At 38.3% G+C, this 20749-nt stretch carries 25 protein-coding genes; 11 read left to right on the forward strand and 14 right to left on the reverse strand.

What is annotated here, in order from left to right:
- Nucleotides 1-170: 170 nt before the first annotated feature.
- The 5 genes from BS85_RS10925 to BS85_RS0108620 form a co-directional block, all read right to left on the reverse strand.
- The gene (locus tag BS85_RS10925; RefSeq protein WP_026944427.1) at nt 171-1670 is read right to left on the reverse strand and encodes a M48 family metalloprotease; all 1500 of its coding nucleotides are present in this window, start codon (nt 1668-1670) and stop codon (nt 171-173) included.
- 29 nt (nt 1671-1699) lie between these two features.
- On the reverse strand, nt 1700-2299 hold the full coding sequence (locus tag BS85_RS0108605; protein ID WP_026944428.1) for a LemA family protein: 600 nt from the start codon (nt 2297-2299) through the stop codon (nt 1700-1702).
- A 76-nt stretch (nt 2300-2375) separates the two neighbouring features.
- On the reverse strand, nt 2376-2849 hold the full coding sequence (locus BS85_RS0108610) for a flavodoxin (RefSeq protein ID WP_026944429.1): 474 nt from the start codon (nt 2847-2849) through the stop codon (nt 2376-2378).
- A gap of 95 nt (nt 2850-2944) precedes the next feature.
- Nucleotides 2945-3853 carry an aldo/keto reductase gene (locus BS85_RS0108615; RefSeq protein WP_211246910.1) on the reverse strand — a complete coding sequence of 303 codons (909 nt, stop codon included), beginning with the start codon at nt 3851-3853 and terminating at the stop codon, nt 2945-2947.
- 61 nt (nt 3854-3914) lie between these two features.
- A complete protein-coding gene (locus BS85_RS0108620) occupies nt 3915-4982 on the reverse strand; it encodes an aldo/keto reductase (RefSeq protein WP_245596325.1) in 1068 nt (355 codons plus the stop codon).
- A gap of 144 nt (nt 4983-5126) precedes the next feature.
- Between BS85_RS0108620 and BS85_RS0108625 the strand changes: the two genes are divergently transcribed.
- Together BS85_RS0108625 and BS85_RS0108630 are read left to right on the forward strand one after the other, a co-directional pair.
- The gene (locus tag BS85_RS0108625) at nt 5127-5795 is read left to right on the forward strand and encodes a restriction endonuclease NlaIII (protein ID WP_026944432.1); all 669 of its coding nucleotides are present in this window, start codon (nt 5127-5129) and stop codon (nt 5793-5795) included.
- A complete protein-coding gene (locus BS85_RS0108630) occupies nt 5796-6809 on the forward strand; it encodes a DNA adenine methylase (RefSeq protein ID WP_026944433.1) in 1014 nt (337 codons plus the stop codon).
- Here the strand turns inward: BS85_RS0108630 and BS85_RS10930 are convergent.
- The 8 genes from BS85_RS10930 to BS85_RS0108665 all read right to left on the reverse strand — a co-directional run bounded on the left by BS85_RS10930 (nt 6798) and on the right by BS85_RS0108665 (nt 14759).
- Complete coding sequence (locus BS85_RS10930; RefSeq protein WP_169734705.1) at nt 6798-7127, reverse strand: MerR family transcriptional regulator; 330 nt, start codon at nt 7125-7127, stop codon at nt 6798-6800. The two genes, BS85_RS0108630 and BS85_RS10930, sit on opposite strands and share 12 nt — an antisense overlap.
- Nucleotides 7069-7236 carry a MerR family transcriptional regulator gene (locus BS85_RS11110; RefSeq protein WP_084310260.1) on the reverse strand — a complete coding sequence of 56 codons (168 nt, stop codon included), beginning with the start codon at nt 7234-7236 and terminating at the stop codon, nt 7069-7071. Before BS85_RS11110 ends, BS85_RS10930 begins: the two co-directional genes overlap by 59 nt.
- An 86-nt stretch (nt 7237-7322) precedes the next feature.
- Complete coding sequence (locus BS85_RS0108640) at nt 7323-7949, reverse strand: HAD family hydrolase (protein WP_026944434.1); 627 nt, start codon at nt 7947-7949, stop codon at nt 7323-7325.
- Between the two features lie 15 nt (nt 7950-7964).
- Nucleotides 7965-9425, reverse strand: a complete 1461-nt coding sequence (locus BS85_RS10615) for a methyltransferase regulatory domain-containing protein (protein WP_051604759.1) — start codon at nt 9423-9425, stop codon at nt 7965-7967.
- Nucleotides 9426-9627: 202 nt separating this feature from the next.
- Nucleotides 9628-10785: a glycosyltransferase gene (locus BS85_RS0108650; RefSeq protein ID WP_026944435.1), complete on the reverse strand. Its 1158-nt coding sequence runs from the start codon at nt 10783-10785 to the stop codon at nt 9628-9630.
- Nucleotides 10782-11999, reverse strand: a complete 1218-nt coding sequence (locus BS85_RS10620) for a glycosyltransferase (RefSeq protein WP_084310262.1) — start codon at nt 11997-11999, stop codon at nt 10782-10784. Before BS85_RS10620 ends, BS85_RS0108650 begins: the two co-directional genes overlap by 4 nt.
- A gap of 3 nt (nt 12000-12002) precedes the next feature.
- Nucleotides 12003-12998: a glycosyltransferase family 2 protein gene (locus BS85_RS0108660; RefSeq protein WP_084310264.1), complete on the reverse strand. Its 996-nt coding sequence runs from the start codon at nt 12996-12998 to the stop codon at nt 12003-12005.
- A 57-nt stretch (nt 12999-13055) separates the two neighbouring features.
- A complete protein-coding gene (locus tag BS85_RS0108665) occupies nt 13056-14759 on the reverse strand; it encodes an ABC transporter ATP-binding protein/permease (RefSeq protein ID WP_026944437.1) in 1704 nt (567 codons plus the stop codon).
- A 275-nt stretch (nt 14760-15034) separates the two neighbouring features.
- On the opposite strand from BS85_RS0108665, the gene BS85_RS0108670 reads away from it, so the two are divergent.
- From BS85_RS0108670 to BS85_RS11620, 9 genes are all read left to right on the forward strand, one after another.
- Nucleotides 15035-15385: an HMA2 domain-containing protein gene (locus BS85_RS0108670; RefSeq protein ID WP_051604760.1), complete on the forward strand. Its 351-nt coding sequence runs from the start codon at nt 15035-15037 to the stop codon at nt 15383-15385.
- Complete coding sequence (locus BS85_RS0108675) at nt 15382-16008, forward strand: ferritin family protein (RefSeq protein WP_026944439.1); 627 nt, start codon at nt 15382-15384, stop codon at nt 16006-16008. Before BS85_RS0108670 ends, BS85_RS0108675 begins: the two co-directional genes overlap by 4 nt.
- A 3-nt stretch (nt 16009-16011) precedes the next feature.
- Nucleotides 16012-16347 carry a hypothetical protein gene (locus BS85_RS0108680; protein WP_026944440.1) on the forward strand — a complete coding sequence of 112 codons (336 nt, stop codon included), beginning with the start codon at nt 16012-16014 and terminating at the stop codon, nt 16345-16347.
- Nucleotides 16344-16700, forward strand: a complete 357-nt coding sequence (locus BS85_RS10625; protein ID WP_051604761.1) for a magnetosome protein MamC family protein — start codon at nt 16344-16346, stop codon at nt 16698-16700. Before BS85_RS0108680 ends, BS85_RS10625 begins: the two co-directional genes overlap by 4 nt.
- A 1-nt stretch (nt 16701) precedes the next feature.
- A complete protein-coding gene (locus tag BS85_RS0108690) occupies nt 16702-17013 on the forward strand; it encodes a hypothetical protein (RefSeq protein WP_026944441.1) in 312 nt (103 codons plus the stop codon).
- Between the two features lie 8 nt (nt 17014-17021).
- Nucleotides 17022-19127 carry a heavy metal translocating P-type ATPase gene (locus tag BS85_RS0108695; RefSeq protein ID WP_026944442.1) on the forward strand — a complete coding sequence of 702 codons (2106 nt, stop codon included), beginning with the start codon at nt 17022-17024 and terminating at the stop codon, nt 19125-19127.
- Nucleotide 19128: 1 nt separating this feature from the next.
- Complete coding sequence (locus BS85_RS12110) at nt 19129-19251, forward strand: hypothetical protein (protein ID WP_273212766.1); 123 nt, start codon at nt 19129-19131, stop codon at nt 19249-19251.
- Complete coding sequence (locus BS85_RS0108705; RefSeq protein ID WP_034551517.1) at nt 19236-19499, forward strand: hypothetical protein; 264 nt, start codon at nt 19236-19238, stop codon at nt 19497-19499. The genes BS85_RS12110 and BS85_RS0108705 overlap by 16 nt, the downstream gene beginning before the upstream one ends.
- Nucleotides 19500-19638: 139 nt before the next feature.
- Nucleotides 19639-19785 carry a hypothetical protein gene (locus BS85_RS11620; protein WP_156938118.1) on the forward strand — a complete coding sequence of 49 codons (147 nt, stop codon included), beginning with the start codon at nt 19639-19641 and terminating at the stop codon, nt 19783-19785.
- A gap of 136 nt (nt 19786-19921) precedes the next feature.
- Here the strand turns inward: BS85_RS11620 and BS85_RS0108710 are convergent.
- A partial coding sequence (locus BS85_RS0108710) for a methyl-accepting chemotaxis protein (RefSeq protein ID WP_026944444.1) occupies nt 19922-20749 on the reverse strand: 828 nt, incomplete at its 5' end.

Raw genomic sequence — 20749 nt, forward strand, 5'->3', positions numbered from 1 at the left:
ACCACTATACCCGCGCCAATACTTGCAGATTTTAGAATATTTCTGCGTGTTTTATTAAGAGATTTATTTTGCATATTCACTCCTTAGAATAAAAGATAAATTGACATTATAAAGCCTGATACTTGGTGTTTGTCAAGGGAATAAGCGAAAAATAATAAAAATTGATTCTATTACTTTGCGCCCATTTGTTCTAGGCGGAGGATTCGCTGCTCTAAGGGTGGGTGCGTAGCAAAAATCATAGCACGGCAAGGCAGGAAAAACATATGTGCGCAAGAACTTGCTTTGGGATTGGTAAGATAGGTGGGCTTTTTGGGAGAATCTTCACTTGCTTCATAGGTGCTTGAAACCTGTGCGATTTTTTGCAGGGCAGATTTTATGCCTTGAGGATTGCGTGTGTATTGTGTGCTTGAGGCGTCAGCTAAAAATTCCTTTTGACGCGAAATTGCCGCTTGAATGATTTGCGCAAAGAACATACCGACATATCCAAGCGCATAAAATACAAATGCAATGGCAGCAAGTGCGGCAAAGCCTTTGCCATCATCTTTAGAGCGAGAAGTTCTTTTAGAGCTATTGGACATCGCCTCAAGCAATATTTCACCCGCTACCACTACGCAACTTAATGCAAATACAAGCGCGAAGATTCTAAGATTGAGTGCAACATCACGATGAAAAGCGTGTGAAAATTCGTGTCCTATTACGCCTTGAAGCTCATCACGACTTAGAATATCTAGCGCACCTTGCGTTACAAAAATTGCTATTTTTTCTTTCTCTTTGCCAAAATATTCTCCGCTACACATTGCATTGATACCTTTCTCTTCTTTGAGAATAAACACGCGTGGCATAGGGCAAGAGGAGGCAATTGCCATTTCTGCAATCACATTTAAAAGCACTCGTTCTTTTTGTTCTAAATTACTAGATTCTGTAATTTCTGTGGCATTGAGTGTTTTTGCGAGTTTGTCAATGCTGTGCTTTGCCAAAGAGAATTTTTGAAAAACAAAGGCGCAAAAAATCACCGCAACTAAGACAAATGCTAAAGCTAGAGAAATAAGAAAATTTTCAGAAGAATTATCCGCTACAAGAACCATTTTTCTAGGTGGCAAATCAAAAGAAGATGGCACAGCCACATTAAACTGACTAGGATTATCTAGCAAAGTAAAAATGAGCCCAAAACAAGAAAAAGCAGTCAAAAAAATCAAAAAAAGCATTATGAAAAAGAGAGCGTTGCACCATAAAATCTTAGATTGTGCAGCGTCTTTATGCTCCCAAAATGTATTGGATAGCTTCACTTCCCTACCCAAAATAGTGCGTGTGATAAAGAATAAAATGAGTGTGCAGAATGCGACAAAGACAAGAAGTGCAATGAGGGTTTTGATATTAAAAAAATACCGAGTGGGCGCATCAAAACCTAGAGATGTGCGTATGTCTGCAAAAAACCTTGTGCAAGAATTTAGGAAATCTACAATTTGTGAAGAAGAATTAAGCAACACACCCGCAAATAAGATCAGAAAGAAAACAGAAAGAAGTTCAAACGAAATACCACTTTTTTTGGGAAGTTTATTATAGGTAACTATCCACACCACAATGATAAATGCCATAAGCAAAGCCTTAACGCTTAGAGGCAAGGCTAAAAGAAAATGATTATCCAAAAAAATAGAATCTACTAAATCCATAAGCACACCCTATAAGATTGCAAAAAACCTTAAAACTGCACTTTGGGTGCTTGGTTTAATACCTCGCGATTCTCCTCAAACTCTAACAGAGGTAAATCTTTCGCAAATTGCGAAAAGAATCCTACAATAAGGTTATTTGGAAAGATTTGTCTGCAGGTATTGAAGTTTGTTACATTATCATTATAGGCTTGACGCGCAAAAGCAATTTTATTCTCTGTGGAAGCTAACTCCTCACTTAGCTGTATCATCGTAGTATTCGACTTTAAGTCAGGGTAGGCTTCCATTGTCATATTGAAATTCATCAAGGCATTTTGCAAGGATTTTTCAGCACTATTCAGTGCATTGATAGCATCGGGTGCATTTTTTGCAACATTGTCTAGTGCGCTTTTTACAGTGTTTCTTGCCTCTATGACTTTCATCAAGGTTTCTTGCTCGTGGCTTAGATATTTTTTAGCGATTTCAATGAGATTTGGGATTAAATCATATCGCCGTTTGAGCTGCACATCAATTTGCGAAAAAGCATTTTGTGCGCGGTTTTTTAAGGTTACTAGAGAATTATAAGCACTAATAAGCCATATCACTCCAAAAGCAATAATACCAACAATGATAAGAATGCTCCCAAATACCATTCTTTGCTCCTTTGTTGCAACTTAAGGCACGGATTATATCTTAAAATAAATTAAAATCTTATGCTATGAGTGTTTTTTAGACTCTCAAGCTTTCAAGCCATTTTGTGAGTTTTGCCTTGCTTGTGCCAAAGTTAAAGCATTTGCCCTCTTTAAAAATCGCATTAGGAGCACACTTTGCCATATCACGCGGGGCATTGCTCAAATCACTCCCACCGCTTGTGCAAAAAGGCACGATGACTTTGCCACTAAAATCGTGGGATTCTAAAAAGGTAAAAATAATCTGTGGCGCACTATACCACCAAATAGGGAATCCAATAAAGATTGTATCGTAGCTTGAAATCTCTATGTCTTTAGCAATTTTTGGACGCGAGGCTTTGTCCTTGCACTCTAAGGTGCTACGACTCTGCTCATTGCGCCAATCCAAATCCGCTTGAGAATAAGGAATCACGGGGATTATCTCAAAAATTTCCGCATTTGCGGCTTTTGCTAAAGTTTGCGCAACTTCCTTTGTGATTCCACTTGCGCTAAAAAATACAACTAAGTTTTTCATTTTTACTCCTTTTATGGATGGAATCTTAAAAAGATTGCATAAATTATAAATCCCAACACTTTGTCAAGGGGATTTAAACTTTCTCTCTTTTTGTTTCACTTCCCGCCAAATACAGGAAAATACGAATGTGTGCCACAATCTTTAAAGGTGAGCTTTTTAAGTGCCTCTAAATCTGCGCTTGAAAATGTGAAATCCACCTGTGCATTCTCTGCAATGTATTTGGGAGTTTTGCTCTTTGGCAAAGAAACAAGCCCTAGCTCCAAAGTATAGCGGATACAAATCTGCGCGGGGCTGACATTGTATTTTTTTGCTAACTCTATCACACGAGGGTCTTTCAAAAGCTCTCCGTGCGCAATGGGCGAATACGCTTCTACGAGGATATTTTGACTTTTGCAGTAATCTAGCAAACTAAAAGGCGTGTTGCCAATATGGCATAGAATCTGATTTGCTGCGGGTTTAACTTTGCAATTTTTGAGGATATTTTCTAAATCTTTTTGTAAAAAGTTACTCACTCCAATGGAGCGCACCTTACCCGCCTTTTGTGCGTCCTCTAGCGCGTTATAGACTTCTACATTTTCTTTAAAATAATCGCCTTGTCTAAAGCTATTCCAAGGCTGTGGGCTGTGAATGAGCATTAAATCAATGGAATCTAGCTTCATTGTTTGAAGTGTTGTATCTATGGAACCCCTCGCGCTTTTGTAATCCTTGTATTCTGCGCGGATTTTACTTGTGATGAAAATCTCCTCGCGTGGAATCTTGGAGCTACGCACTGCCTCGCCCACGCCTCTTTCATTGCCATAGGCTTGTGCGGTATCAATGTGGCGATAGCCTACCTTAAGAGCCTCTTGCACCGCTGCTTCCACCGCATTATCCGCAATGCGCCAAGTCCCAAGCCCAAGCTTTGGAATCTCCTTGCCATCGTTTAGCATAAAATCGTCCTTTAAAATGGATTTTGTCTCTGTTCCTTGCGCACCAAACAATAAATTGGGCGCGAAAAATGCCATTCCTGCTAGGGCTGCACTTTTGCCTAAAAATTCTCATCTTGTGTTTTGCATTGATTCTCCTTTAAAACTTCTCTTTATGAATCTCAATCAAAAATTTCGCGGTTTGGGGGTCTTGATGGTTCAAAAACAAGCTTGTTTTGTTATCAAGTGCCGCAATAGTTTGCATATCTTGCGCACTTAAGGCAAAGTCAAACACACTCAAGTTTTCAATCATTCGCTCTTTTCTTGTCGTTTTTGGAATCGCGATAATCCCCCTTTGAATCTGCCACCTTAAAATCACCCGCGCCACGCTTTTATTGTATTTCTTACCAATTTCGCTTAATGTGGGATTGCTAAACATATTGTTTTTGCCCTCGCCAAAAGGTGCCCAAGATTCCATAGCCACATTATATTCTTGCAAGACTTTTTGTGCTTCAAACTGCGCGTGGAGCGGGTTGCATTCTATTTGATTGAGGGCGGGTTTGATTTCATTATTCAAACAAAAATCTGCGATTCTATCGGGGCAAAAATTACTCACACCAATGGCTTTGAATCTCCCCTCTTTATAAAATCTGCTTAATGCTCTCCACGCCCCATAAGTATCGCTAAAGGGCTGATGAAGCAGCATTAAATCTATATAATCTAAGCCTAGTTTGCGCAAAGATTCCTCGCACGTTTTGAGTGCCTTTTCTTCGGGGTAGTTGTTAATCCAAAGCTTTGTTGTAATGAAAAGCTCTTCGCGCCTCACTCCACCATTTAGGGCTGTTTTTATCGCCGCGCCCACACCCTCTTCGTTGAAATACGCTTGTGCGGTATCAATGCTCCTATATCCCACGCTGATTGCGTCCTCTACGCACCTTTGCGTTTCTTTGGGGTCAATTTGGAAAACTCCATAGCCTAAGATAGGCATTTTAATGCCATTGTTTAAAGTTACAAATTCCATTGTGTCTCCTTGTAAATGATTTTGCATTTTGGATTCTCCCGCGTTTTTTGTGTCTTGTAGATTTTGTGTGGAATCTTTTTTGTCCGCTTTAGAATCACACGCGCTTAAGGCAAATCCGCTCAAACTTGCTAGACTTGCCATTGCGCCAAACTTTGCAGAGGTTTTGAGAAACTTCCTGCGCTCTAGGGATTCTTTATTGTTCTGCATTACACCTCCTTTATTGAAAAGATGAAATGGTATTATAAAGCCTTACACTTGGTGTTTGTCAAGGGCAGAATGAATAAAATGGAAAACTTCGCTTATCTTGGTTGTGCTATAATTTGATGACTTTAAGGATGTGCAAGTGAGAAAATCAAAGACAGAAATTTTTTAGAATTAGCCAAGCCTGATAAAAATGGTATTTCAAGGTGGGTAAGCGTGAGTGAGTTTATAGGAGAATATAAAGCACTTGCGCTTGGTAATGGTGGGAGTTGGTGTCGCGCAAGTAGTGCGTTAGCAAAAAAATATATTTTAGAATTTGATAAAAGTAAGAGTGCGGGGAATGCCATTGACGCAATAAGGCTAAAGGGATTTAATACACAAAAAACTTTCAATCAAGCCATAAGAAAAGATATTAAAGATTTTTATAAAAATCAAAATTGTGTAATGTTAGGAATCTGTGGCAAAAGCGAAAATACAAAGATAGAAATCGACCACAAAGATGGACGCAAAAATGATTTGAGAATATCCAATCAGCAAACGCAAAAATTAGAGGATTTTCAGCCTTTATGTAAAGCGGCAAATGATGTAAAAAGACAAATTTGCAAAGTTTGCAGAGAAACAAATAAGCGATGGAATGCTAAAAACATTAAGGGTAATCTTTACGCATTTTATCAAGGCGATGAAAATTACACACAAGAACTTGGTTGTGTGGGCTGTTATCAATACGACCCTGTGGCATATCGCAAGGAAAGCGCAAGTGGAATCGCAAAAGAAGCTGCAGATTTTATTGCTCAAAAACTTTATCAAGACGAGCAATAAATGAACTACATAGGCTCTAAATTCAAACTCTCTCACTTTTTGCAAACAAGCATAGAATCCGCGCTGCAAAAAGCTAATGCAAAGCCCCTTAAAGATTCTATCTTTTGTGATATGTTTGCTGGAACTGCAGTAGTTGGGAGGCTTTTTAAAGCACAAGTCAAGCAGATTATCAGCAACGATAAGGAATATTATAGCTTTATCTTGGCGCAAAATTATATCGGCAATCATCAAAAACTAGCCCGATCTAATGAGCTGCTAAGCATTCTTAATGATACGATTCAAACGCCACCACAAAAGGGCAAAATCTATACTTACTATGCGCTTGGTTCTGGGAGTGGGAGGCAATATTTTAGCGATGAAAACGCACAAAGGATTGACGCTGTGCGCTCTCAAATTGCGCAATGGAAAGAGGAAAAATTCATCAACAACCAAGAATATTATTTTCTCCTTGCCTCTCTTTTGGAATCCGCCGATAAGGTTGCAAACACCGCTTCCGTGTATGGAGCGTTTTTAAAGCGGCTTAAAAGAAGTGCGCACAAAGCCTTTGTTTTAAATCCTGCAGAGTTTGAATATAATGAAAACGAACATTTGGTATTTAATGAGGACGCAAACACACTTATTACCAAAATAAAGGGCGATATTCTCTACCTTGACCCGCCTTATAATGCGCGAGAATATGGTGCGAATTATCATCTTTTAAACACGATTGCCTTGTATGATGACTTTATCCCAAAGGGCAAGACAGGCTTGAGGGAGTATGAAAAGTCGGCTTGGTGCAAAAAGGCAAAAGTCGCGGACGCGCTAGAAAATCTCATCAAAAATGCAAATTTTGAGTGGATTTTTTTAAGCTATAATGATGAGGGATTGCTTGGTTTAGGGCAGATTCAAGATATTTTTGAAAAATATGGCAAATACTCTTTTGTTACCCAAAAGCACCAGCGGTTTAAGGCAGATTCTAAACGAATCCAAAAGCAAGATTCCACTTTGGAATATCTGCATATTTTAAGAAAGTGAATTTAGATTTATCTTTTTTCTCATTGCCCTTTTGCACTCACTGAAGCTAGAATGCCGATAATCCGCTCCATTTTCAATCAAATCTACATAAAGCTGTTCTTTGTATTCAAGCATTGCAATATTTTCTTGTGCTTGTGCAAGTTGTGCGAGATTCTTTTTCTTTTGAGCTTGAATGATTTTTAGTCGTTCTCTTAATGTATCATCGCCTTTCTCACACAAATCTTTGTAATACTTAAGCTCTTTGATACTCATTCCAAGCTCACGATAAAGGTTTCCAACACAGCCAATCAATATCTTTTTGATTAAAAAGCCGCACACTATTTTTATCCTTATAAATGTTTGGAAAAAGTCCCTTATCCAACCAAAAACGAATCCTGCGTGAGGGAATGCCACTTTTATGCTCTGCTTCTAAAATCGTATAAGTCATTTAAACTCCTTTTAAAAGTTTTAGCCAAGTTTGAAGTTTGCGAAATGGCATTATAAATCCTAACACTTAGTGTTTGTCAAGGGCAATCAAACAGATAATTCAGATTCTTTGAGCTTTTGCAACAATTCCTCTGCGCTAGTAAATTCATTCTCTTTTAAGGCGGATTCATTCCATTTAGCTTGGAGATAAGGAATCCCGGCATTTTGTGCTGCTCCCTCATCTTTTATGCAATTTCCTACAAATACAGACTTTGCAAAGGGGGCATTTTGCAAGATAAGATGAATCATCATTGGATTGGGTTTAGATTCTATTGTAGCGTTTGTGCCGATGATTGCATCAAAATATTCCTCCAATTTATGCCTTTGCAAAATAGGCTTTAAGGCGGATTGTGGGGCATTAGAAGCAAGGGCTAAAAAGTAATTTCTTTCTTTGCAAGTTTTTAGCATTGCACGCACACCCTCAAACAGCACCGCACTTTCGTAATATTTATCAAAATAGGATTCAAAACCTACTTTATAGCTTTTATGCGGAAAATTGTCTATATGATAAAAAATCTTTGCACAATTTAAATTGGGCGTGTGAATCGCGTGTTTGATGTCTTTATGAGAGAGCATAGGAAGCCCTTTATCTTTCCTAATGGCGTTAATGGCTTCACAGATTGCATTTTCACTATCTAGCAGTGTCCCGTCCATATCAAAAATAACATTTATCATCTCTGTCCTCCTATGCTAATTTTGCAGAATCCCTAGTGTTTTGTAAAGCGCAAGTTCGTTTAAAAACTGCTCCACTAAATCCTCAAAAGATTCTTGTAAATTTGGAATTGCATTGCGGACAAATTGCATTAGGGATTCCTTTTTGCAAACTCCTTGTGTGTAGCCCTTTAGACAAACCCAAGTAATAGGTTCTATAAAAATGCCCCCAATCAAAGGGGAAGCGAGAAAGGGCTTAAGAAGCGTGGTTTGTTCCGCAAAAAGCAGTTGATTGTAGGCGTTTGCTTGTGCTTTGGCTTTTAAAGTCATCGTCCTTGTGGGGTGGATTGCCTCTTGTGTCATTAACGCACAAAGAATAGGCAACAGGGTTTCTTGTTCAAGATTCGAGGATTCTATGAGGTTTTGCAAAGTCTTTGGCGCATAAGAATCCCTAGCAAAAAATTCTAAAATCTGCATACAAAGCGTTTGTAGAATCGGTGGTATGCTTAATTGCAATAATGCAAGAGGCTTAAGCAGGACAAAAGAGGTTTGCAAAAGCCTTGTGTCGCGCTCTTTTTGTGTGAGCTTTTCCCCTCTCCTCATAAAAATATCCATTCTAAAGGATTCATTTAAAAAATAATCCTTGAGTTGCTCTTGCAATGTAGAATCCTTAACTTGCGTTAAGAGTGCTTGTTGCTCCTGCGTGAAAGTCTGCGGGTCAAAATTCCACATTAGTTTCGCACTACACGCAAACGCGCATTGCACTTCAGCCATAAAGTGCGCCATTTGACTAAAGAATACACAATGCCAATCTTTGTTAAAAAATTCGTGGCACAGATAGTTTGTTTCTCTTGTTTGCAAAGTATGATACATTTCTTGTGTGCGAGGATTCTGTTCTATATAAAGAGGATTGGATTCAAAAAGTTGTTTAGCAAAATGAATGCTTTGCTCTATTCTTTGTGCTTGGTTGCCTTGTGCGTTTTGCTCCACCAGTTTTAACAAATGGCGAAGAGAATATTTGCCCTCCCAACCCGGAAAGCAATTATAACTTACATAAACTATACCTTTTTCCTTTAGGTGTGTGGAGATAATTTCTAAAATCACCCTTTGATTTTCTTGACTAATCCAGCTCCAAACTCCGTGCAATACGATATAATCAAACTTAAGATTCTCTCTATCTAGCCTCTGTTTTAATTGTTCAAAATTGTCTTCATAGACTTTTGCGTTTGCTTTTGCGGCACAGATAAAACTTTGTGCATATTCACAATGGGCAGGAATGAAATCGTTTCCCACAAATCTCCCTTCGCTACAACTTGCATTAAGAGTAAGACTATTGCCTTTGCCAAATCCAAGCTCTAAATAATCAAAACTTGTAGAATCGTGGTGCGTGGGCGCGTCAAATCCTGCAAGGAGTAGGCAAAAATCTATCCATAGGGGATTGAGTGCTGGGATAAAATCATTGACATATTCTAACTCTGTGGCATAACCATACGATTCCATTTTGTCCCTTTACTTAAGGTTGCCTTGCTGTTTCTTTGGACTATTAAAGCAATGAAAGGCAAAATTATAGCACATTCCTTTATTCTACGCTTTTGGGGAGTGCGTTTCTGTTTTGTTTGCCCCATTCACACATAGCAACCAAAATAGGAATCAAAGTTTTATAAATCAATACCCTTGCTCCGCAAAGGGGCTTTGTGTGGAATCATTGAAAAATCCATTGTTTATAATGGGGTAGTTGCGATTCTATGGAGAACTTACACGCTTGAGATTGTAAGGATTTGGCAAAAAAGTTTGGTTTTGCATAAAGGAATCGCATTGCAAACACCATAGAATCCTTATCGTTTAGGGGGATTGTGATTCCGCCCTTGCCTATTTCGCAATGTTTTTGCGCATCTATAAATTCTCCTTGTGGTGCTAAAATCTCACGCGGAGCGCAATTAGTCGTAATAATTGGAATTTTTAAACTTAAAGATTCCACAAGCACATTAGGAAAGCCCTCGTGATTGGAAGCAAACACAAAACAATCCGCAACACTTAAGGGCGCATAAGGATTGGGAGTTTGCCCTAGCAAATGCACACAGGATTCTAACTCTAGTGCTTTAATTTGCTCCTCTAGCGCATTTCTTTTTTCACCCTCGCCGAGAATAAACAAATCTGCCATTTCTTTAAATTCTCGCATACAATCTATGATTAAGCGGTGGTTTTTTCCGCTATCTAGTCGCCCAATACTGATAAAGATAAATCTGCCTTGCGCCTTTTTTGCTAAAATTTTTTCTTTCAAGGAGGAATCTTCTAGGCTTTGTGTGGCGATTTTTGTTAAATCAAAAAAGTTTGTTAGTAAAGTGAGTTTATCCTCCAAGATTCCGAAATTTTCTTTTAAATCTAGCAAGTTTTGTGGAGAGTTTGCACTGATTTTGTCCGCTTTGTTGTAAAGCAAGGAGATAAGGAATCGGTTAATTTTAGAGGAGGGATTTGAGTATCCATATTGTTTGCTTGGGTGGCTTCGTTCGCAGATTAAAATTTTAGGGCTTTTGTGTGTCAATCTACAAAGCATACCCGCTAGAATATTAATATAATTAGGACGCGTCATTAAAGAGAGTGAAATATCACTATTTTGAATGATTCTGCGATATTTAAAAGCAAGCAAAGGAAGTTTAAGCAGTTTTTTAAATCCACTCTCTCTTGTTGTGTTATGCCCTAAAATGACCTTTTGCACACCTTTGGCAAGTGAATAATTATTTATATCCTCCAACAATACAAGGGTGATTTCATACTCATTAACTAAGTTTTCCAACAAAAGCGAGGTGATTCGCTCTGCACCACCTGCGCCCAAGGAGTAAAGTAACACAACAAGCTTCATTGCGATAAATCTTGCCTTGAGTTTTTATCGGAAATATCTTGTTTGTCTATGTTTAGGGATTCTAAAGTTTTAGATTGCACTAAATGCGTTAAGATTTTCGAGGTTTTACTCACCATTGATTCTACGCTAAATTGCTCTACAATGTGTTTTCGTGCGGAATTTTTGAGAGATTCTAATTGACTAGAGTTGTGTAGCAAATAGAGAGATTCTAGGCATTTTAATGCGCTTTTATCATCTCTTGGAGAAAAGGAGAAACAATAGGAATCTTGCCCAAAATCCGCAATCGTTTTGCTCTCTCCCACATCGCTAACGATAGGCACACAACCACACGACATTCCCTCTGCAATGGAATTAGAAAAACTCTCCGTATAAGATGTAGAAAGTATGCAATCAAAAAGAGGGTAATAAGCCTCCACATCGTTTTTTGCTCCTAGAAACAGGACTTGATGTTGAGTTTCACCCAAAATCTTTAAACATTCTTTTAAAATTTTCTCATCGCACTTTCCAAGCGAAACAAAAGCAATTTCTGTATTTCCTTGTGCCTTTTGTTGTTCTATAAACCCTTTTGCAATATGCGCAAATAATGGATAATCCTTGACTTTGTCCATTCGCGCAACGATTCCAAAAACAAATGTATTTTCTGTAAATCCAAGCTCTTTTTTAAATCGCTGAATATCTCTTCTGTGGAATCGCTCTGTATCAATTCCATTATAAACTACAAGGGCTTTTTTCATATAGTAGCCTTTGGACTGATAAAAGCTTAGCGCATCATAAGAGTTACAAAGAATCGCATCAGCAAAGCGACTTAAAAATTTCTGTGTATAAAAATAAAGCTTAGAGGCTAAACCAAGCTTGTTTAGCTCAATGGCGCTAGAACGGAATCCAAAGATAACTTTAGCTCCCAAAAATGGGCTACAAAGCCGACTAAAGACATTCATTTCAGGCATAAAAGCATAAATGCAATGCGGTCTGAATTCTTTAATAACTTTGCGATAGGAGAACAAAAAGCCTATATCACTGCGTCCTTTTTTGTGCAAACAAATATGCGGAATCCCTGCGATTTCATATTCTAAACGTCCGCCACCATAAAGTGTGCAAAGCCGCAATTCTATTTCAGGGCATTTGGCAAGTTCTTTTGCAAGAAGCACCCATTGTCTTTCTGCGCCACCAAAATTTAAAGAACGGATAGCTAATAAGATTTTAATTGGTTTCATTGGTTATTTCTCAACCCTTTGACGAATTTTTAACTTTGGCAAGAAAGAAGTGGGCAAAAACAAACAAGCAAAGGCTTGTATTGCGAGCCAATTTGGATAAATTGCCAAACTTTGTAAGATTTTTTTAAAAGATTTTTTGCGGTCTCCTCCTTGACGATAAAGCAATGCTGCAATGGCGCAAAGCTTTGCTAAATGGCTTGGGCAATGCTTTAAACGCTCTTTATAAAAAAGCAAAATGTCTTGCTCATAGTTTTTTACCATTTCTAAAGGCTTATATTTGAGACTTTGCGTAAGCGATTCTGCGTGGATTCTATAAAATTTCAAAGGTTTATGAATATAATAGCAAGGACGTTGTTTGTGGAGTTTTAGCCATAATAACCCCATATTTCCCCTTTGCAGGTTTTCATTAAAACGCCTTTGCCCAAGCAGTTTGCGCTCAAACAATGTTACAAACTCCCCATCTAGGCGACCTGCAAGTACTTCTTGAAAGCTAATCTCACGCGATTCATCTAGCCCTTGTCCAGAGAGGAATCCATCATCACTTCTTGTGCAATTTGCGATAATAATGCCATATTGTTTATCAAAGCGCAAATAAACTTCTACCATTTGCGAAATCGCCTCTTTAAACAGCAAATCATCATCATCTAAAAGCAACAAGAGTTCTCCACTTGCATAATCTAATCCATTATTGCGATTACCAGCACTTCCGTGTGTCCTTGCATTGCGCACGACTTTTATTGAGGGATTGTCTTTTGCGTATTCCCCTGCAATGTTAAAGGTGTTATCTTCAGAGCCATCATCGCTTACGATAATCTCCAAATTTGGATAGTCTTGTTCCAAAATGCTTTCAATGGATTCTGTGAAAAAATACTCCCGATTGTAAGTCGTTAAAATCACGCTAATCTTTGGAAATTGTGGATTCTGCGGAACCTCATCTAATAGTTTTTGGCTAAATTCTTGTGGCAAGTCTTTAATGTCAAATGTATGAGAAGGATTCATTCTTTAACCCCTTTCTTAAAAACATTAATATCGGCTAAAAATCTTAAAACTAAATGTTTAAATTTCTGCATAAGAAACCTTTTTTAAACTTCCATTTTGCAAACGATAGACAGAATCGCAATGCGCAATAGTGCTTAGTCGGTGTGCAATGATAAGCAATGTTTTATCCTTGGCGATTCTATAAATCTCTTCCATAATCTTTGCCTCCACTTCCATATCTAACGCACTTGTCGCCTCATCTAGCACAAGGATTTCAGGATCCCCATAGAGCGCACGCGCAATGGCAATGCGCTGTTTTTGCCCCCCACTAAGTGCAATACCACCATCTCCAACTTGCGTTTGCAAACCCTCTTTTGCCTGTAAAAAATCATAAATCTTCGCACTTTTTAGGCAAGTAATGATTTTTTCTTCATCAAATTCTCTCCCAAAAGAAACATTTTCTGCCACACTTCCAGCAAACAAATAGACATTTTGTGGGATATAGCCTATTTTGCTACGCCAACTTTTTAAATTTGTTTCGTTAATTTTAACATTATCTGCACAAATTGTTCCACTTTTTGGAGAAAGCAAGCCAATAATACAATCCACCAATGTGCTTTTGCCACTTCCAGATTCTCCAATAAAGGCGACTTTCTCACCTTTGTGAATCGTGAGATTAATTTCCTTTAGCACAAGTTTTTGTTGATAACCAAAAGAGAGATTCTCTAGTTTAATTTCTTCTTTAAATTCCGCCACACTATCGCCTAGCTCCTGTGTTTGTATTTTTAAATCTTGGTAGATAATCTCTAAAGAGCGGAAGTTAAATAGAATCTTATTGTAAGAATCTAAAATGCGATTAATAGAAGGTAAAAGACGATAGAGTGCCAATACATACATAGAAAGTAATGGCAAATAACTTGTTACATTGTTAGGGTTTTGGATAAACAAGTAAAGCACAACTAAAATCATCATACAAAACCCAACCGCCTCTAAAAGCAATCGTGGAATATGAAAAAAGGTTTGATTTTTAATGTTTGCCAAAGAATATCCGGACAAAGATTCCGAAAAATTCTGCCAAATAGAAACGCAATCGCCTTGAAGCTTAATAACTTTGTAGTTACCAAAGCTAGAGGAGAGTGTCTCAAAAAAGGCTTTTTGGTGTGATTCTTTTTCTCTGCCTTGCCTTTTGATTTTTAATGCGATAAAACGCGCCAAAAGGAATCCCAAAGTAACCAAAATCAATGTGAGTCCAAGCGTTATTTTAAAATCCACAAACAATAAAGTGCCATAGATTAAAAGGACAACAAAAACTTCAGAAGTCATAAACAAAAAGGCTGCAAGTAGAATCGTAAGGTTATGCGCTTCAGTTGTAATGGTTTTTGTTAGGTAGCTAGTGTTTTTTGTGATAAATTCTTCATAATTCATTTTTAAATAATTTTGGAATAGTTTTTTAACGATGAGATGATAGCGTCCAAAAGTAAAACGAGCCAAAAGATGTTGGTAGAGCAAATTAATAAAACTTCTAAAAATATAAAATATGAGCAAAGCAATACCAAACCAAAAAACAAATTCATAAGGGGAATGGAAGTTTAAAAGTTCGTAAAAAAAGGAAAAATAAGCCTTACTATGGATTAAGTTAAAATCACTTGCCACAGCAATAAAAGGGGCAATCGCCGAGATTCCAATTAACTCTACCATAGAAACAAGCAAGGAAAGCAAAAGCAAACCATAAATGTAACGCCTATCGTAACTAGAGAGAATAAACTTGAGTTTTGAAAACATAAAAGCCTTAAACAATAAAATAGTGTTATTTTACCAAACAAATTTTTAAGATTGACAAGCTTCAAGCAGTATGCTAAAGATTTTGTTTTTTTGATTCAGAGAATCAATAGAATTATTAATTATTATTATTTATTTTAAATATTTTTTTAATTGTATAAAATATCTTAATTTATGTGGTTATAATCGCTTTATATAAAAACCATTATTATTTTATTAAGGATAATTTTATTCTTTTTGTTTTAGAATCGCAGTCAATTTATTTTTAAAGTTTAAAGATGGAATCGCAATTGGTCAATCAATTAAAAACACTCAAAGTTGCCCCTAAAGATTTAGAAATTTTAAGCGATTATTTCTCTATCGTGCATCACACCAAGGGTAGAATCCGCTTGAGGGCAAGTTTGAAACTTAAAGAAGTCGCCAAAACCACCAATCCGCAAGAGCTTTTAAAGCTTTTGGAAAAAATCCCTTGCATTCTCTCTATCAAGTTTAATGCGCTAATTGGGTCTTTGACGATTCATTACGATTCTAATATCATTGAGCCAAAGCTTTGGGAGGATTGCCTCAAAGGCGAATCTTTGGAGCAAATTGCGGAGATTATCAACACTAATTTAAAGGAGATTGTATGAGCGCAGAGAATCTGTTAAACGCGTTGGACGACGAGTGTAGAGCCTATGCTTACTATACCCTTGCAAGTTCTTTTGGAGCGAGTGCTTTGGGAGAAATATTTGCAAATTTACAAAGCGCGGAATCCTCGCATATTGAAGCCCTTAAGTTTCATCTCCAAAGGCTGAATGTCGCGATTCCAGAGAATCCTTATTTAAATACTTTGATACTTCCTAATTCCTTAGAGGAGGTGATTCAAACTGCGATAATGCGGGAAAATGAAAATGTCGCGCTTTATAATGCGCTTCTTGCAAACGAGCAGGATTCCACTATTATAGATACTTTTTATCGCTTACAAGCGGCAAGTTTTAATCAACACATTCCTGCATTACAAAATGCGCTAACAAAAACGCAGAATCCACAGAATTTACAAAATATCCAAAACGCAATGGAAGCTCTTAGCAATGGCAAGGAAATTTTAAAAGAAACAGGCGCGATGATTACGCAGTTAAAAGAAGGTACATTGCAACAAGAGCAGTTGGAGAGTTTTTTGGGGAGACTGAATTATTCCCTCGTCGGTGGCGTTGTCGCGGGTGTATTGGGTGTAGCAGTTTTAAATGAATTTTTAAATCAAAACAAGGAGTAGAGTATGTTACCATTTATCGCAGGAATCGCAATGGGCGCAGGAGCTGCACTTTTATTTACAAAACGCAAAAAAGTAAAAGAGGCACTAAACAATAGCGCGGTGTGTGAAAATATCCAAAAGAGTGTGCAAGTAGGCTTGGATAGAGGCAAGGAATTTTCTACAAAAGCCTTGCAATATGCAAAGGACAATTTTAATTCTTTGACGAGCGCAAGAGATTCCATAAAGGAATCCAAACGCACGAACAAAGCAGCGCAAACGACTAAGAAAGCAAGAAAACCACGCGCAACAAAAACAACAAAAAAGACACAAGAAACAAAAATAACGGAGGGTAATCTATGATAATAAACACAGGAACACCTAGGTCTATCACAGGACACGCGATTAGCGGAGGATTCATCGCATTAATGTTAAGCGGAGCGTATGCATATAGGAAATACAAAGACAATAAAATTACGAAGCAAGAAGCTATCACAGACACACTTAAGGCGACTTTAGAGGGTGGAATCATCACCGCCTGTGGAGTGGCAGCAGCAAATGCACTTGGCAATAGCGCAAAAACTTCTGCGCAAAGTTTAGTGGAGGCTACAACATTTGTGGCAGTAGGTGCTGCGAGCGTTTATGGAATCCAAACACTGATACGCAAAGAAAATTGTATTCTCAACAAAAACAATAAATTAATTCAAAAGGACTAATATGACACAACCAAACCCTAACAATCCCTATATCAACCGCACAAATAATGCGGATAACAACACGCAAAATACACAAAATGCGTCAAACAATTTCTTAGGTGGTTTGCTAAATTCTGGAAATTCTAATCAAGATTTTTTAAAAGGTGCGCTCATTGGAGCAGCTGCGACTTTTATTCTAACCAACGAAAACGCACAAAAAGCGATTTTTAAAAGCTTTGCAAAGATTACTAATCTCTTTGAAGCGGGTGTGGAGGAGCTAAAAGAGCGATATGAGGACGCAAAAGCAGAAGTTAGCGATGCGGAATCCCACTAGGTTTTAAAATGCAATTATTCCTAATCCACGCTACTTCCAAACGCGCACGTTTTAAATATGTTTGTGAATGCGGATTCCGCATTGACCCCTTGCAATTGCGCATTGCTTTAGAGAGCTTGCCAAATATTAGCAATGTGCGTATCAATGCGATTTTGCAAAATATTATCGTGTGCTATGAAGGGGATTTGGAATCCTTAGGGCAAACGCTTTATGAAACCTTGCAATCTGTTTTATTAGAGTCGCAAAAGTCCAAAAAAGAGGAAAGTTATCTTGCTTTACGAGATGAGATTCCAAGTGCTTCGGAGGTTGCTAGAGCTTTAAGCGCATTGCTTATCTCACCCTTTCTGCGAAGCACGACAGCACAATTTGGATTCTCCCTTGTTGCCTCTGCACCCCTACTTTTTAGCGGAGTGAAAGAAACCTTGCAACACGGGATTAACTCCCGCTCACTAGAAGCAATGGCGGTTGCGATTTCTTTGTATTTAAAAGACTTTAAGACCGCAAATTCTACGAATTTTATGTTGGCACTTGGCGAATACATTGAGGAAATTGCAATGTATAAAAGCGATGATTTAGTTAAAGAACTTGCGAAACAAAAGAGTGGTTTGGCGTGGGTGGAACATATAGAAAATGGCAAACATACGCTAGAGCAGATTCCAAGCGAATCTTTGAAAGTCGGCGATATTGTCGTGGTTGGTGCAGGGGATACGATTCTTGTAGATGGGCATATTGTTTGGGGAGAGGCGTTAGTCAATCAAATCTCAATGACAGGAGAGGCGACGCCCGTGCAAAAAAGCAAAGGCGATAAGGTGCTATCTGGCACTATCGCGCAAGAGGGTAAAATCAAAGTTTGGGCAGAATCTGTCGGCACACAAACCGCTATGTCGAGGATTAAGCACTATATTGAGGAAACCCTCGTGCAAAAATCCAATCAAGAGCTAAATGCTTCTAAAATGGCGGATTCTCTCGTGCCTATTACGCTTGGGTTATCTGTGCTTTCTTATGCACTAACACGGGATTTAACGCGCAGTGCAAGTGTCTTACAAGCGGATTATTCTTGTGCGCTAAAACTTACAACGCCCGTAACCTTTAAATCTGCAATTTCTAGCGCAGGAAAAGAGGGCATTATCGTCAAAGGGGCGCAAAGTTTGGAATCCTTGCAAGAAGCAGAAGTGTTTATTTTTGATAAAACAGGCACACTTACAAAGGGCGATTTGGAAGTGCTTGATGTGTATGTGTTCCATAAGGATTGGAATAAGGAAATGGTGCTAAATCTTGCGGCTAGCATTGAGGAGCATTATTTTCACCCTGTGGCAGAAGCAGTTGTAAAAGCTGCAAAAGACGGGGAATTTAAGCATTTTCATCACGATGAGGTAACCTTTATCGTCGCACACGGCGTCAAAAGTGAGCTTGAGGGAAAACCTGTCATAATAGGTTCACGCCATTTCTTAGAAGATGATGAGTGCATTAACTTCAAGCCACACAATGCAAAGATTCAAAAGATTCTTGAGAGCGGGGAAATGCCGCTATTCATCGGCTATGGTAAGGAACTTTTGGGCGTGATTTTACTGAAAGATTATTTGCGAGAAAATGCTAAAACCGCACTGGAACGTTTGCGTAAAAGTGGCGTGAAAGAGATTGTTATGCTAACAGGCGATACAAAACAAAAAGCAAGTAGAATCGCAAAAGACTTGGGGATTAACCGCTATTATGCGGAGTTGCTTCCAACGCAAAAGGCAGAGATTTTAGAAGGCATTATGCAAGAGGGGAAAAAGGTTGCCTTTGTCGGTGATGGAATCAATGACGCCCCTGCGCTCATTCGTGCGGATATTGGAATTGGAATGCATAAGGGGGCAGATATTGCTAAGGCAAGTGCTGATGTGGTGCTACTGCGCGATGATATTGAGGCGGTTGCAGAGGCAAAGGAACTTGCAATTACATGTCTTGAGAAAGTGCAAAGAGGATTTAAAATTACCGTGGGGGTTAATTCTATGATTCTAATCTTGGCAAGTTTAGGGAAGCTAAACCCCATTCAAACAGCGTTTATGCACAATGGCACAACAATTATGTTGCTTCTAAACGCGTTGCGCCGTATTCATCTTAAAAAGAACTAGAATGCCATTATTGATTTTAGCAACATTAGGTAGCGGATTGCTGGTAACGCAAACACTGAAACAAAGCTATTTGAAATATAAAAAACATCAACATAAAAGGAAAAAAGAATGGAACGAGGGCTAGTAGAAATCGTAGCACAAAAAGAAACAGAAAGGAATCCACTTGCTAAATTTTCCTTAGAGCAAAAAAGGGAGGCTGCAAAAATTGGTATGAGTGCAAGTTTGTTGCTAACAGCTGGAAGCGCATTGTTTTTGCGCAACAAAACCGCTAAAGCAGTGCATACAATAGCGGGCGTTGCGCTTGTGGGATTCTCACTTTGGCACGCTTCTTTGTATCCAAAAACTAAAGATAAGCATAAGGAAGAGGATTAAAACCTTTGGAGAATCCACTTTAATCTAAACTTATGAATTTGCACTAAAGAGAGCGCGAAGCTGTGCAACGCACACTTAATACTTGCAAATCTACAATCTAGCAAAGGGCATTATTGTCTTAGTCATTGCAGGGAATAAAATGACGCAGTGGTTTGCTTTGTGTCGTTGCGTTTTATCGCCTCGTCATTGCAAACGAAGTGAAGCAATCCATAATCTAATAACAATTAACTTTCACAATGGAATCTTTAAAACAATCCAAAGTTATAGATTGCCACGATTCTGCTAAAGCAGAATCTCGCAATGACAGAGAGGTGTGTAAGAAGTGAAACATTATAAATTGCTTTGTCTCTCACCGCGTTCATTCCTCGCAATAGCAGAGAGAGGGACGCAAGGACGAAGTGTGAAGCCTTAAGGATAATTCCCTAAAACTTCTTCTTATGCACATCTGCTAGAATCTCATCAGCGATTTTATTGACGACTTGTGTAATATCATTGGTGCTATTAGCAACACTGACATTATCTTGTGTAACAGATTCTAGTTGAGCAATGGCTTCATTAATCTGTGTAACACCTGCGGTTTGTTCTTTAATGGATTCACTCATATCATTGACACCTTGCACAAGCACATTGACATTTGCTTCTATTTCATTTAAGGATTTTCCTGTTCGTTCAGCTAGTTTTCTTACTTCATCGGCAACAACAGCAAAGCCTCTTCCGTGTTCTCCAGCACGTGCAGCTTCAATAGCAGCATTGAGTGCAAGTAGATTTGTTTGGTCTGCAATGTCTTTAATCACACCCACAATATTTTTAATATCCTCTGCTTGTCTTGTAACTTCGGAAGTTTTATCACTGACATTTTGCATTGAACTTGAAATCTCTTCAATCGCTGCAGCAGATTGTTGTAAAGAACTTGCTTGAGAGGAACTACCATCTAGGAGTTGTTCCATAAAGTCTTTTAACTTTGCAGTTTGTTCTGCGAGTTTCTTTGCAGATTCATCAGAGGAGCTTAGCATTTTTCTAATCTCTTCTCCTAGAATATTGGTTGTGGTTTCTACTGCACCTTGTGCATTCTCTACTTCTGTTGTAAAGTCTAAAGATTTATAAGAATCAAAGACTCTATGGATTTCATTCATATTAGAACCCACTTGTTTTTGTAAAACATCTAACATATTGTTCAACACATTCTTTAATTCTATCAGCTGTGGATTGTGAGGATTCTCTATGATTCTTGCTGTTAAGTCTCCATTTTC

Source organism: Helicobacter rodentium ATCC 700285 (genome assembly GCF_000687535.1).
GTDB lineage: Bacteria > Campylobacterota > Campylobacteria > Campylobacterales > Helicobacteraceae > Helicobacter_D > Helicobacter_D rodentium.